The sequence below is a fragment of the Paraburkholderia sp. 2C genome, from assembly GCF_054589215.1.
The window spans coordinates 1-13,166 of the sequence record NZ_BAAILL010000012.1 but is presented as its reverse complement, the minus strand read 5'-3'; the positions used below and the strand labels follow the sequence as shown (position 1 = coordinate 13,166).

The following is a 13,166-nucleotide window of genomic DNA, read 5'->3' as shown; positions in this document are numbered from 1 at the left end:
CGTCTCAACGCATCGCGTGAACCTTCGGTCCCGGATGCTCAACCCACTCCTGAAGGAAAGATCATGAAGAGGCTGTTCACTTCCACGAAAGTCGGTGCCTATACCCTGAAGCATCGCGTCGTGCTCGCGCCGATGACGCGGGTACGCACACTGCAACCCGGCGATATTCCGAGCCCGATGATGGCTGATTTCTACGGCCAGCGCGCGTCGGATGGCGGTCTTGAGATCATCGAAGCGGCCAGCATCTCCGTTCAGGCGCGTTCGTACCTGGGCGCGGCGAGCATCTATCACGACGACCAGCATGAAGGATGGAAGGCGATCGCCGACGCGGTGCACGCAAAGGGCGGCCGCGCGTTCCTGCAGTTGATCCACGGCGGCCGTCAAAGTCACGTCGACGTGACGGGCGGCGCGCATCCGGTCGCTCCGTCCGTCGTACCGTTCGACGGCGTCGCGCTGACAAAGGATGGCTTTGTTCCCGCGTCGCCGCACCGCGCGCTTGAGATCGCGGAAATTGCGGAGATCGTTGAAGACTTCCGCCGCGCCGCGGAGCGCGCAAGACAAGCCGGCTTCGATGGCGTCGAACTCCATGCCGCGAACGGTTACCTCGTCGACCAGTTCATTCAGGACGGCACCAACCGACGCACGGATGCCTACGGCGGCCCGATCGAAAATCGCGTGCGTTTTCTGCGCGAATCGCTCGAAGCGCTGATCTCGGTGTTCGGCGCGGACCGCGTCGGCGTACGCATCTCGCCGTCGGGCGAATGGGGAGGCATCTCGGACAGCAACCCCGAAGCGACGTTCAGCCATGTCGCAAAAGTGCTCGATTCGTACGGAATCGCCTATCTGCATGTGATCGAGCCGCGCGTCAAAGGCGACGATACGCTGCATGAAGGGCATCCGGCCGTCGCCGCCGCATATCTGCGCCCGCACTTCTCCGGTCCGATCATCGCCGCAGGCGGTTTCGGCCGCGACAGCGCGATCGCCATCGTGGAATCGGGCGACGCGGACCTCGTTGCGTTCGGACGTCACTTCTCGTCGAACCCGGACCTGCCGTTCCGGCTGCGGCATGATCTGCCGCTTACGCCCTATGTGCGCTCGGCATTCTGGGGCGGCAGCGAAGAAAACTACTCGGATTTCCAGACGTATGAAGCGCAGCAGGCCTCGGACCGCATCGCGGAAGAAGCGGACGACGTGGCCGATACGGAAGCCGCCTGAAAACGCATGCCCGCCTCGCACCACGCCATGGCAGCGCGCGAAGCGGGCATTGCCCGTACGGATCTCGTCGAGCATGAAACAGGATCGAAGCATAGCGAAGTTCGATGCGGATACGCTTGCCGCAATCGCCGCGGCCTCGGCTGCGATGCCGGGAACTCTGCGCGCCGGCGCCCGCGTGCCGCCATTCACGTTGGCCGACAGGCAGGGCGGCAAGGTCTCGCTCGATCATCTGCTGATGGCCGGACCCGTTGTGCTTGATTTTGTGCGCGGCGCCTGGTGCGCATACGGAGAGGAAAGTCTCGCGCAGTTTGCGTCGACGTATGACCGGATCGCGACACTGGGCGCACAGGCCGTCGCGATCGCGCCGCATGGCCGGCCGGCGCACGCCGGTGACGCATTGCCGATGCCCGAACTGATCGACGTGGATATGAAAGTGGCACGTGCGTTCGGACTCGCGTTCGACTTGCCTGCCGAGCTTCGGACCCGGTACCTCGAGCTTGGATATGCCCCGCCGCGCACGCACATCGCCGGCAGCTTTCTTGTGCCGATTCCGGCGACGTACCTCGTCGATCAGGACGGGCTAGTCGTACTCGCTTACGTCAACGTCGATTACCGAACGCGTTTCGACTGCGAATCTCTGATAACGGCGCTGCGGGCGCTGACCGTGCGTCGCAAACCAGGCGAACGCGCGGCGCGGCGGCTCGTCATGAGCAGGCGGCGCACGCGCCACGCAGTCTGAGCGTCGCGCCGGTGCACCGTCGCGCACGGTGCGAACCGTGCGAACCGTGCGTCACGCGGTCTTCAATCCGCGAACGGAAAGAAGCTGAGGCGCAAACTCGGGAGCGAGGCATTCCTCAACGAATGCAACAAACTGGCGAGCCTTCGTGCTCGCCAGCCGCCCCGTCGGGTAGACGGCCGACAACGGGATAGTAGGCAGCATCCAGTCATCCATAACGGATACGACTTCGCCCGACTTCAATTCCGGCGAAAACGCCCACTCCGAAGCGACTGCGAGCCCCATACCCGCGAAAACCGCAGCGCGCAGCCCTTCTGTTGCTGTGATCTTGACGCGGCCTTGCAGGCGGACCGATAACTCGGCGGTCTCGCTGCGAAAGGTCCAGTCTTCTCCGCCGCTGGGTTCACGCGTGTAAATGACCGCGCGATGAGCGATCAGATCGGCGGGGGCGGCAGGCGTCCCGTTCTGTTCGAAGTACGACGGCGTGGCCAGCACGCGCCGACGTGCTTCGCCGATACGGCGCGCAGTCATATTCGAATTGGCCAGGTCGCCCATACGCAGCGCCACATCGATACCTTCCCCGACCAGATCGATGTTACGGTCGTCGAGCACGAGTTCCAGTTCGAGTTCCGGGTGGCGCTCCAGAAACTCCGGCAAGCGCGGCACGATGTGGAGCCGCGCAAAACATACGGCAGCGGACACACGTAGTTTGCCCTTCAGTGCGGATGTCGTTCCACGCGCCGCCAACACGGCTTCGTTTGTTTCCTCGACGGCACGTATCGCGCGCTGGTAAAACCCTTTGCCTGCTTCCGTCGGTGTGAGCGCGCGTGTCGAGCGCAGCAGCAACTTCGCGCCGAGCCATTCTTCGAGCTGCGCGACAGCTTTCGACACGGCGGGCTGGCCAATATCGAAGTGCCTGGCCGCTGCCGAAAACGAGCCCGTATCGACGACGCGGATAAAGATTTCAATTGCCTCAAGGCGGTCCATCCCGACTCTCCCATCGAGGGCTGCGGCCCGGCTTCGTGCGTTCACTGGCACGGCTCGGGAATGCGAAATCTGGCCGCGAGCGCGGTTTGCCGCTCTCGTGCGATGTGGCGCACTGCATACGATGCGCCGCCGTTCAGATCGTGAAGATTGCATATTACCCGCTGACATCGCTCGATGCGCGAAGGGTAAGGGTGTCCGCTGGCCCGCTTATAGCAGGCTGCCGCGCACAGGGACGAATGGCCGCTCATCGCCGGGTTCTTCTGAAGCGTGCGTCATCCGCGCGTGTCCCGTGCATCCTGTGCACGCGTGAAGCGATTCCGCCGAACGTCTGTACGGCGCACGGACGCCGGCGAATGCTCGGCTGCCTGCCAGGCAAGCAGCCCCGGTACGTAAATCAGCAAATCGCGGATTCGTCTCGCACCCGCGAGCGCGAGACAGGTGTCCGGATTCAGACCCAGCAGGCCGCCGATCAGCACGAACCCGCCCTCCTGCACACCAAGCCCGGCCGGCACCAGGAAGGCCGTGCTACTGAGCATCTGGATCAGCGCCTCCAGCACGAACGCTTGCGCAAGGCTCACATCCGTGCCCAGGAAATGAAGCGCGAGCCATAGTTCGAATGCAAAACCCACGCATTGCAGCGTCTGCCAGATACACAGATAGCGCACGACCACGCCGCGCTGCCGCCAGATCAGCTTCACTGACTGATCGATGCGTGCGGACCGGCCCACCAGCGCAACGAGCTTGCCGCTCGTCATCCGGTTAAGCACCCGAGCGGCCCGCTCGAAGGGGCGCGCGTGCTGGACGAGTGCGAAGAGCAGCAGGACCGGCACGAGTACAGCGACAACGCCGGCGAGGCGCTCCATCACGGCCGCCGCCTCCGCGGACGCGTGGTAGAGCACATAGCATGCGGCGGCAAGCGCGAAAACCAGCTGGCTGATCAGCGTGAGCTGCATATCGACGACAAGACTCGCCACAGCGGTCGCCGGTCGTATACCGAGGCGTCCGAGCAGGCGGAACGAAACAATTTCTCCGCCGATGCGCGCAACCGGCAGCAGGCCGTTCACCGACTCGCGGATCCACACGAGTTTCAGCATGGTCGGCAGCCGCGGCCGCTGGGCGGGCCGGATCAGCGAACGCCAGTCCCATGCGTTCGCCAGCATCGGCAGCAGATGAACGAGCGCGGCAAGCACGAGCCCGGCGCCCGCGTCTTTCAGCAGCCGGAACACGGTGGCCGGATGCTCGCGCCATACGAGCCATGCCGCCGCGATGAGACCGATCAGGGCCAACGCCCGTCCGAGATATTTCATTGAGCAAACGATTTTCGCGAGCAGGAACTCATGGCAGCCATGACGGGTTCATCGACGCATCCGCATGATGCTTCATTCTTCGGGCACCGGCGACAGGAGGCCCTCGTCATCCACTTCGAAGCTGAATCCGCGCCACTCGACACGGGATGAGAAGAAGCTCGCGACAAAGACGACGAACGATAGCGCATCCCACATCGGCAGGAGCCAGATTCCCCGATGTGTTTGACGCACTGCGTTGTCGGACCGCCATTTGAGCGCGAGGCGCGCGACCAGCGCGATGCCGGCAAGCAGCCACGCCCACGCCGCACCTCCCGACGCCAGTACCGCCAGTATCGCAAACGGGATCGGATGCATCAGCGCGGAGCCCAGATGCCCGAGCCTGTCGACGGCCCGGATGGTTCGGCTCCAGCGTAATTCGTGCGCGACAAACTTCGCGAAGCTCGTCTCGACGCAGGCATGCCGTACCGTGAACGGCGGAATCGCGACGGTTGCGCCGGTGCGTCGCACCGCGTCGCCGATCGCATGATCCTCCGCCAGATGATGGGCGAACTGTGCAAGTCCGCCGATGCGCTCGAGCATCGCGCGCTCCATCGCGATGGTCTGGCCAAAGCAGGGACGCGCTCTGCCCATCGCCAGGCCCGTCACGACCCCGGGCAGGAAATGATAGTTCGTCGCCGCTGCGGAAAAACGCGGCCACCAGCCCGGTGCGCACAGACCTCGATACACGCAGGTCACGAGCCCAACGCCGGGGCACTGCAACGCGCCGACGACGTGCCGCAGGTAACTGCGCTCCACGGTCACGTCACTGTCGGCAAAGCACAGCACATCATGCTCTGCGTGCTCGAGCATGTTGACGAGATTGCCGATTTTGCGATTCGGCCCATAGAGCCGGGCGTCGATCACCACGCTGATCTGCGCGTGCGGATACCGCGTGCGCAGCCGGTCGACGGTCGCGAGTGCGACATCCGAGGGGTCGTGCACCCCAAACACGAACTGGACCGGGCCCGGGTAATCCTGCTCGAAAAAGCTGACGAGATTGCCTTCGAGATTCCACTCGTCTCCGCACAGCGGCTTGATGAGCGTCACGCCGGGAAAGCTTGAGGGCTGCGCACAGGCACGCGCGAAGAAGCGGCGCACGAGTTCGCCGGCAAGCCAGCTGTAGCCGATTCCCGGCACAGCAAGCACCGCGCAGATGCGGGCCAGTAACGTGCTTAGCGCATGGGCAATATGCCATGCGACGAACAGGTTCGACGTGGCAAAGCGTACAAACACCACCGGTATGCACAGGAACAGGACGACACACAGCGCGTGCATGTACCCCTTCGAGCGTCCCCTGATTGCATTTGATTCATCGCTGCGCGCGTTCATTACATCCCTTGTATGCGCGGTAACCCGAGGGACCCTATACCGCGCATTGCACGCAGAGAAGGGGCCGGGGGCCGCTTCGTCTTCGCACGCTGCTCGTCTTGCCGATGTAAGGTGTCACGAAACCGTCCGGTCGAAGAGCCGGCTGTTAAGTTTGAGGTAGAAGACAACCAGCAAGCGGCGCGGACACTGCGGCGACATCGAGACCGTGCGTCGCCGCCATCCATACACGCTGACATGCCCGCTTGCGACGGCGGACCTGAATGCCGAACGCGAACGCCCGTAGATAAAAAGGACGATGCAGACGAGCGCCGCCAGCATGCCCAGGCGAAAAGACGGCAGCATGAAAATGCGAGCCGGGACGTGAAAAACCAGCATGGCGATCAGCACCAGCACCTGAATCATGGCGGCGGCAAGCGACGCAAGGACAAGATGGGAGCGCAACTGCTCTATCGTCGACGATCTCATGGTGATGTTCGGGTTCGACACAGCACAGTCATTCGCTGTGTCGGCACTGAGTTTCGAAATGCCTGCAAGTTGCTTCCAGAAAAGACGCCACTTCTATGGCGCGGCACAAACGTGTAGCGTCGTCGAGCGAGAAGGATGGTACGCGCGCATATCTGAAGGAATTCTTAAGAACTGCCGCGCTAACCGATCTTTTGCGAAGAAGCCGTCGTTTTCACCTGCTACGGGTTCGGATTCGCGGGCCGGACGACGCTCGAGGTCGTCACCACTTCAACAGGTACTTTACAAATGCATATCTGCCGGCTCGAAGCGCAGCTCGATCCGGCAGCGTGGAGGGCAGCGCGGAGGGGTGTCGTGAATGACAAGTGAAGCATCGTGGATGCGCGCGAGCGCGGCGGCGAAGCGCAAACCAGAGCCGTGCCCCGGCGTGAAACAGGCGCGACACACCTGCTTCGGTGGCACGGTCTCAGGACCGCTTTGCGTTCCGCGGGGATCGCCGCGAGATTGTGACTGATGAACAGATCACTCAGACCGTATGTCTGTTGAAGCGACGCGTCGCCCCGCTAACGCCAACGCCAATGCCAACGCCAGTCGCCGCTCCGTGCAGGCGCGGCCGTGGTGATGCTGCTCGCAGGCTTATTTCTGATGTGCCGCGAACCGGATCATGACGGGCCGCGCCGGTGGTCGCGTCAATTGCTCTTCGGCGGGACCACCTGGCCGCGAATCTCGCCGTCCGGATGATCCTTGGTATGAACGTTGATGTACATGTCGCCGGCTTCGAACAGCTTGGCGTCGTCCTGCGACAGCGTGGCCTGACCACTGATCGGGCTCGTCACCTCCATGTTGCCCTTCTGAGAGATCCAGACCTTCACGCCGGCGTTTTTGCCGGCCGGTGCGGGTCCATGGAAATGCGCCATCGTGGCCTGACTCGACAAGCCGCTAAAACTGACGTTCCAGGTGACGACCCGCGTGTTTGCGTCGTATGTCAGGTCGGCTTTGCCGCTGCCGGAAGTCTGTACCGGCGGGACCTGCTGGGCGCCGGTGAGCGGCACTTCAAATGCGATCGGTGCCGCTTGCGCCACAGTGAGTGTGCCAGCTAACGCTAAACTGCCGAGCACCATGAAAGCGCGCCGTGAGATCGATCGTGACATGGGGGGTTTCTCCTTTCGGTTTGTCATTGAGGCGGTGTTCATTTTCGAAGATTGCGGAAAGCCTGGTCGGCTCCAACATCGGTAGCAAGCGACTTGAAGCGTTGGATCCCACCATTTTGAAACAGACGTCGCGAAGCAATGTCCGGCCCGACGTCGGCTGTTGGCCGGCTGAGATCATGCGGTATCACCATGCATGAACGTAGCTCCCACGCAACTATTCCATTGCACGACAATTATTGTTTTCGCGGGCAACCGCACCTGCGGCGTTATGGCCGATGGCGCCCATTTGAGGATGCTTATAGTAAATACCGCGCTTCGCGCTGAATGGATTCCGAAAGAAATCGGCCGCTTCTTTGCATCGATTGCCCACAGAAGTGCTTCGGTGTCCTTCGGCACTTACGTATAGAAGTGCTCTTCAGCGATAATGGATCACATTACGTGTTTAACCCAACCGGCGCCTCGACAATTCCCGATGTGAGAATGCGTCGCAACCATGCACCCTTATGAGCAGGACAGTAGTTCAACAACGCAGGCTGGATGCGATGCTGCATCAGGCCGTAGCGATGCAGCAAAACGGAGCACATGCCGAAGCGGAAGATCTCTATCGGGAGATCCTGGCTTTGCGTCCCGCACACTTCGATGCGATTCAGTTACTGGGTGCGCTGTCGCTACAGACGGGACGAATCGACGAAGGCATTGAACTGTTAAAGAAAGCCGTCTTGATCAACGGCAAGCACGCACCGCTTCACTCGAACCTCGCGTATTCGTATAACACGCAGCGCCGGTTCAGCGAAGGCCTGGCTAGCGCAAATCGGGCGCTGACCCTGCAGCCGGGCCTGGTCGACGCTCTGACTAATCGCGGCAACGCACTGGCGGGGCTGGGCCGTGCCACGGAAGCACTGGCCAGCTTCGACAAAGCGCTTGCGCTACAGCCGGGGTTCGCACAGGCGTGGAACAACCGTGCCTGTGCGTTGCGCGATCTGAACCGTCCCATGGACGCGATCGCGAGTTGTGATCAGGCCATCGCATTGCAGCCCGGCTATGCGGAGGCATGGAGCAATCGCGCCAACGCACTGAGCGATCTGAATCGAGCTGTCGACGCCCAGGCGAACTATCGACGGGCCCTCGAACTGGCGCCTGAATTCTGCGACGCATGGAGCAATCTGGGTCTCGCACTGATCGACACCAGGCAACATGAAGAGGCGCTGCGCTCGTATGAGCGCGCACTCGCGTTGGATCCCGATGCGGCCGAAGCGCATTGGAACTATTCGCTTTGCCTGTTGCAAATGGGGCGATTCGATCAAGGCTGGCGGGAATACGAATGGCGGTGGCAACGCCAGCGGATCAAGGCGTCTCAGCGCGGCTTCGCGCAACCGCTCTGGCTCGGTGATTCTCCACTCGACGGCAAGACCATACTCCTGCATGCGGAACAAGGCCTCGGCGACACGCTGCAGTTTTGCCGCTATGCGCCGCTTGTCGCCGCGAAGGGTGGGAAAGTCATCCTCGAGGTACCGGCGGAGCTGACGCGGCTGCTCACTACACTCGATGGCGTCGCTGAACTGGTCGAGCAGGGCAAACCGCTGCCCGCTTTCGATTGTCATGCACCCTTGCTTAGTTTGCCTTTCGCCTTCCAGACCGATCTCGCGAATATTCCCTGCACGACACCCTATCTGTTCGCGGACCGTGCCGCGGCGCAGCGCTGGCGCGAGCGACTTGCAAGTGACGCACACGCATTCAAGGTGGGCGTCGTTTGGGCGGGCGGCAATCGTCCGCATGTCCCGGAACTGCGAAGGTACGATGCGCGGCGCTCAGTGACGCTTGATATGCTGCGGCCAATCCTCGGTGTGCCGCAGGTTCGCTTCTACAGCTTGCAGAAAGGCCCATCGGCGCAGCAACTGCGCGAAGCGCCCGAGCTGGCCGAACGAATCGTCGATCACACGGACGAATTCACCGACTTTGCCGACACCGCCGCATTCGTGGACAACCTCGATCTCGTGATTACGGTCGATACGGCCGTGGCTCACCTCGCGGGCGCAATGGGCAAACCGGTGTGGATCATGAACCGCTTCGATACGTGCTGGCGGTGGTTGCTCGATCGCACAGACAGCCCATGGTATCCGGATGCACGGTTATTCAGACAACCGGCGTTGGGAGACTGGAACACCGTCATCGAGGCGGTGCGCGATGCGCTGTCGGTCGCAGGTTCGCCTGCCGACTTGAAGAAGCGATAGACGATCTTACTCACCGTCATCATGTCCGGTCTCCTATCGCTCGTCGGCCACCCGCGGCTGTGCACGAGATCGAAAGAAGCATCAGGCGGCTGTTCGCCCGCCGTTGACTCGAAGAACCTCGCCGGTCATAAAGCTCGCCTTTCCCGACGCGACGAAAACAATCGCGTCTGCAATTTCTGCAGGTGTTCCGGCGCGCTTCAGCGGCACCGATGCAAGCATGGTCGTCTTGCCTTGCTCGGTGCCCGTTATCCTGTCGAGCATGTCGGTCTGGATCGGACCCGGCGCCACTGCGTTCACACGAATACCCAATGCAGCGGCCTCCAGTGCGGCGGACTTCGTGAGACCTTCTACGGCGTGCTTGCTCGCAACATAGATTGAATTGCGTGAGGCGCCGCGAATCCCCATCGTGGACGATATGTTCACGATGCTGCCGCTGCCCTGAATGGACATCGCCCGAAGCTCGTGCTTCATGGCCAGTAAGGTGCCGAGCACATTGGCATCAAAGACAGCGCTGTACCGATCCATGGTTTGTTCGACGATTGGCGCCGGTTCTCCCTCATAGCCCGCACTGTTCACTGCAATGTCCAGGCGACCGAAGCGCGTGATCGCATGATCCACTAAAGCACGTATCTCCTCGTCGAAGCGCACGTCTGCCTTGACGAATTCGGCTTCAGCACCGAATGCGCGTAGTTCCTCAGCGAGCTTCTCACCCTCTTCGGCACGGCGGCCCGATATCACTACCTTTGCCTTCTCTCTGGCGAAGGCAAGGGCCGTTGCGCGACCGATCCCGGAGAGCGCTCCGGTGACGAGTACAACGGGAGAGTTATCCATTCTCCAGACTCCTTCGAACAATCAGGACCGCACGACCCGGACACATGCGAATCGTGCGACCTCATCCGGTGCCTCGGAACGAGCCGCCCGGTTGGTTGCGTATCAGGCGCTATAGCCGCCGTCAACAGGGATGATCGAACCCGTTATGAAGCTCGCAGCCGGGCTCGCGACAAATGCGACCACCGACGCGATTTCCTCGGCGCGCCCAAAGCGGCCGAGTGCGGTTGCCGCGGCTTGTGCTTCGGCAAACGGGCTGTTATCGGGATTCATCTCGGTATTGGTCGAGCCGGCTGCAATGGCATTCACCGTAATGCCCTTTGGACCCAGATCGCGGGCCGCCCCCTTCGTATAACCTTCGATGGCGCGCTTTGTCGCACTGTAGTCAGCCAGCCCGGGCCAGGTCGAACGCAGTGCGAGGGCCGACGAGACAGAGATAATCCGGCCGCCGTCGCCCATCACCTTGGAGGCTTCGCGAATCGCGGTCACCACGGCTTCGTAATTGATACGTTGCTGGCGTTCGAAGCCCGATGTGTCGATGGTCTCGGCGACGCTGCCGGTTTCGAAGACACCGGCGTTATTGACGAGGATGTCGAGCTTGCCGAAGCGCTTGACGACTTCCCCGATCAACCCCTTGACCTCAGCCGATTTCGCCTGATCGGCCTTCAGGGCGATGGCCTTGCCGCCCGATGCCTCGATCTTCGCGATGACCTCTTTTGCCCGGTCTTCACTGTTCGAATAGCCGATCACGACCGTTGCGCCTTCGGACGAAAGCTGGAGAGCGGTCGCGGCGCCAATGCCGCGTGAGCCACCCGTTACAAGGGCGACTTTTCCTGAGAGAGAGTGTGACATGTTGATTTCCTATCCTAAGTAATTGCGCATGCATGTCCCGCATCACAACCCACTTTGCGCCAGCACGGTTGCTATTGGCGCAGCCGGTGGTTTTCCGTGCGCCTGCGGCACCCGGAGCGGGTAGGGCATGCAATTCGCCGATTTTGTCGGGTCGAGACTGGCTCCACCGCGATCTGGATGCAGATTACGGCGCGCGTACTTGTGCGTCCAATCAATGCTTTATCGGAGTAATATCACTGAGAATGATGAATGGCCCTTCTTCACAATGAAAGACGTCGACCTCCACCTGATTTCGATCTTCGATGCCGTCATGACCGAGGGGTCCGTGACAAAGGCCGCTGCACGTTTGGCCATGACGCAGTCGGCGGTCAGCAACGCCATCGCTCGCATGCGCGTCGTCTGGGAGGACCCGTTATTCACACGGTCCGGACGCGGCATCAAGCCTTCGGCGAAGGCGCAGGCACTGTGGCGCGAGATTCAGGAACCGCTCGTGCAGATCCGCACGGCTGCCTCACCCGTGAAGTTCGAGCCGGCGACATCGACACGCGCCTTCAGGGTGGCGGTGACCGATTACCTGTCGGGCGCCCTTTGGCCCTTGCTTCGCGCGCACGTCGAGAAATATGCCCCCGGGGTTCGAATTCTCGCGGTGCCTTATACAAGCCAGGAGACGGGCGCACAGCTTCGCAACAACGACGTCGACATCTGCATGGGTGGGCTCCAGCCCATGGGTGGGGATATCCGGCTCCAGCGGCTGTTCGTCGAAAACTGGATCTGCGCGATGCGCGCAAAACATCCGCTCGCGAATGCCTCGCTTAGCGAGGAAGACTTTCTCAACGCGGATCATCTGCTCGTCTCGCTCTCGGGAAGCCCGGTAGGTTTCGCTGACACGGCGCTCGAACGCCTCGGCAAACGGCGTCGCGTTTCCATGACGTTGAACAGTTTTTCCGGCGTGCCGTCGCTTCTGCTTGCGTCCAACCTGATCAGCGTGTTGCCCGCCGGCGTCGTGCGGACCCATGCGCTCAGGAAGCAGATCCATTCGTGCGAAGTGCCCGTCGAGCTCCCTCCCTTCGAATGTCAGATGGCCTGGCATACGCGGAATGATCGCGATCCCGCGCATCGCTGGATGCGAGCGCTGATCACCGAGACGTGCGACCGGATCTGGAATGCTCAGCTAACGCCCTAGCTGACTTCCCTCTCCGGCGCATCAACCTGCCTCAACGCCCGGGTAGCGAACGGTACGCTTGAGCCAGGTATGCACGAGCAGCAATGGGACAGCAGCGCGAAGGTTTTTGCTGGAACGGTGGATGAGGGAAGTGTCTTAGGGCAGTTTGCGGCGCTATTGCAACTGGCAGCCGCGAGGCGGCACGAGAAGTCTTACTTGATTGACTCCGGGATGTTGTTACTTCGCTTCTGTGGGGGCGAACCGGCAGCGCCGTCATTCACGAGTCGCTTCAGGCTCGGAACGCAGGTGCCACAGACAGTGCCGTAGCGAAGCGTTGCCTTCAGCTCGTCCACGCCGGCGCCGTTCGCGATCGCCTGTTTGATAAGTGACTCTCTCACCTGCATACAGGTGCAAACCGTCCGATCGCGCACTGCCGGTTCAGCGCGCAGGCTCGCGAATGCGGCGAAACGCGGTCCGCTCCACGGCTTCGCCTCGCGTAATCTTGCCAGCAATGCGGCGCCGTTGGCGGTGTCGCCGGCCAGCACGAAGCCGTCGATCACGTTGTCGCGCCAGATGGCGCGCCTGTCCAGTCCGCGCCGCGCGTCGCGGTATTCGAGCGTGTCGTCGCCGGACGGCAGCTCCAGTGCCGCGTAGACGCGCTCGAGCCACCCCTGCGGTGCGGCGGTGTGTGCGGCGCGCAGAACCAGCAGATCGTCCGCGTCGAATGTCACCGATGCGTACGCGCAGTCCTTAAGCAGCGGTTGCAGCGCGGCCTGCAGCGCGAGCGTGTCGCCGCGGCGTGCCGCGATCATCCGCCACGGCAGGTCGGCGCGCTCGATGCGCACCGCCGCATGCTTCAGTTCGGGC

At 62.1% G+C, this 13,166-nt stretch carries 12 protein-coding genes; 4 read left to right on the top strand and 8 right to left on the bottom strand.

Annotated features, from left to right (window positions below):
* Window positions 1-63 precede the first annotated feature (63 nt).
* Both ACYPXD_RS02345 and ACYPXD_RS02340 read left to right on the top strand, forming a co-directional pair.
* A complete protein-coding gene (locus ACYPXD_RS02345) occupies window positions 64-1,215 on the top strand; it encodes an alkene reductase (RefSeq protein WP_459707013.1) in 1,152 nt (383 codons plus the stop codon).
* Between the two features lie 73 nt (window positions 1,216-1,288).
* Window positions 1,289-1,954 carry a peroxiredoxin-like family protein gene (locus tag ACYPXD_RS02340; protein WP_459707011.1) on the top strand — a complete coding sequence of 222 codons (666 nt, stop codon included), beginning with the start codon at window positions 1,289-1,291 and terminating at the stop codon, window positions 1,952-1,954.
* Window positions 1,955-2,005: 51 nt separating this feature from the next.
* Here the strand turns inward: ACYPXD_RS02340 and ACYPXD_RS02335 are convergent, their stop codons facing one another.
* The 5 genes from ACYPXD_RS02335 to ACYPXD_RS02315 all read right to left on the bottom strand — a co-directional run bounded on the left by ACYPXD_RS02335 (window position 2,006) and on the right by ACYPXD_RS02315 (window position 7,226).
* The gene (locus tag ACYPXD_RS02335) at window positions 2,006-2,938 is read right to left on the bottom strand and encodes a LysR family transcriptional regulator (RefSeq protein WP_459707009.1); all 933 of its coding nucleotides are present in this window, start codon (window positions 2,936-2,938) and stop codon (window positions 2,006-2,008) included.
* A gap of 272 nt (window positions 2,939-3,210) precedes the next feature.
* A complete protein-coding gene (locus tag ACYPXD_RS02330) occupies window positions 3,211-4,245 on the bottom strand; it encodes a lysylphosphatidylglycerol synthase domain-containing protein (protein WP_459707007.1) in 1,035 nt (344 codons plus the stop codon).
* A 72-nt stretch (window positions 4,246-4,317) separates the two neighbouring features.
* Window positions 4,318-5,559, bottom strand: coding sequence for a bacteriohopanetetrol glucosamine biosynthesis glycosyltransferase HpnI (gene hpnI / locus ACYPXD_RS02325; RefSeq protein ID WP_459707005.1), 1,242 nt, complete (start codon window positions 5,557-5,559; stop codon window positions 4,318-4,320).
* 168 nt (window positions 5,560-5,727) lie between these two features.
* Window positions 5,728-6,099, bottom strand: coding sequence for a hypothetical protein (locus tag ACYPXD_RS02320; RefSeq protein ID WP_459707003.1), 372 nt, complete (start codon window positions 6,097-6,099; stop codon window positions 5,728-5,730).
* Between the two features lie 665 nt (window positions 6,100-6,764).
* Complete coding sequence (locus tag ACYPXD_RS02315; protein WP_459707001.1) at window positions 6,765-7,226, bottom strand: CHRD domain-containing protein; 462 nt, start codon at window positions 7,224-7,226, stop codon at window positions 6,765-6,767.
* 503 nt (window positions 7,227-7,729) lie between these two features.
* On the opposite strand from ACYPXD_RS02315, the gene ACYPXD_RS02310 reads away from it, so the two are divergent.
* Window positions 7,730-9,457 carry a tetratricopeptide repeat protein gene (locus ACYPXD_RS02310; protein ID WP_459706998.1) on the top strand — a complete coding sequence of 576 codons (1,728 nt, stop codon included), beginning with the start codon at window positions 7,730-7,732 and terminating at the stop codon, window positions 9,455-9,457.
* Window positions 9,458-9,538: 81 nt separating this feature from the next.
* Here the strand turns inward: ACYPXD_RS02310 and ACYPXD_RS02305 are convergent, their stop codons facing one another.
* Together ACYPXD_RS02305 and ACYPXD_RS02300 are read right to left on the bottom strand one after the other, a co-directional pair.
* A complete protein-coding gene (locus ACYPXD_RS02305; RefSeq protein WP_459706996.1) occupies window positions 9,539-10,288 on the bottom strand; it encodes an SDR family NAD(P)-dependent oxidoreductase in 750 nt (249 codons plus the stop codon).
* 102 nt (window positions 10,289-10,390) lie between these two features.
* Window positions 10,391-11,137 carry an SDR family NAD(P)-dependent oxidoreductase gene (locus tag ACYPXD_RS02300; RefSeq protein ID WP_459706994.1) on the bottom strand — a complete coding sequence of 249 codons (747 nt, stop codon included), beginning with the start codon at window positions 11,135-11,137 and terminating at the stop codon, window positions 10,391-10,393.
* A gap of 265 nt (window positions 11,138-11,402) precedes the next feature.
* On the opposite strand from ACYPXD_RS02300, the gene ACYPXD_RS02295 reads away from it, so the two are divergent.
* Window positions 11,403-12,320, top strand: coding sequence for a LysR family transcriptional regulator (locus tag ACYPXD_RS02295; protein ID WP_459706992.1), 918 nt, complete (start codon window positions 11,403-11,405; stop codon window positions 12,318-12,320).
* A 191-nt stretch (window positions 12,321-12,511) separates the two neighbouring features.
* Here the strand turns inward: ACYPXD_RS02295 and ACYPXD_RS02290 are convergent, their stop codons facing one another.
* Window positions 12,512-13,144, bottom strand: a complete 633-nt coding sequence (locus ACYPXD_RS02290) for a (2Fe-2S)-binding protein (protein ID WP_459706990.1) — start codon at window positions 13,142-13,144, stop codon at window positions 12,512-12,514.
* Window positions 13,145-13,166: the final 22 nt, after the last annotated feature.

Coding starts and splice junctions, on each gene's coding strand:
- ACYPXD_RS02345 (WP_459707013.1), top strand. CDS start 64: ATGAAGAGGCTGTTCACTTCCACGAAAGTCGGTGCCTATACCCTGAAG.
- ACYPXD_RS02340 (WP_459707011.1), top strand. CDS start 1,289: ATGAAACAGGATCGAAGCATAGCGAAGTTCGATGCGGATACGCTTGCC.
- ACYPXD_RS02335 (WP_459707009.1), bottom strand. CDS start 2,938: ATGGACCGCCTTGAGGCAATTGAAATCTTTATCCGCGTCGTCGATACG.
- ACYPXD_RS02330 (WP_459707007.1), bottom strand. CDS start 4,245: ATGAAATATCTCGGACGGGCGTTGGCCCTGATCGGTCTCATCGCGGCG.
- hpnI (WP_459707005.1), bottom strand. CDS start 5,559: ATGCACGCGCTGTGTGTCGTCCTGTTCCTGTGCATACCGGTGGTGTTT.
- ACYPXD_RS02315 (WP_459707001.1), bottom strand. CDS start 7,226: ATGTCACGATCGATCTCACGGCGCGCTTTCATGGTGCTCGGCAGTTTA.
- ACYPXD_RS02310 (WP_459706998.1), top strand. CDS start 7,730: ATGAGCAGGACAGTAGTTCAACAACGCAGGCTGGATGCGATGCTGCAT.
- ACYPXD_RS02305 (WP_459706996.1), bottom strand. CDS start 10,288: ATGGATAACTCTCCCGTTGTACTCGTCACCGGAGCGCTCTCCGGGATC.
- ACYPXD_RS02300 (WP_459706994.1), bottom strand. CDS start 11,137: ATGTCACACTCTCTCTCAGGAAAAGTCGCCCTTGTAACGGGTGGCTCA.
- ACYPXD_RS02295 (WP_459706992.1), top strand. CDS start 11,403: ATGAAAGACGTCGACCTCCACCTGATTTCGATCTTCGATGCCGTCATG.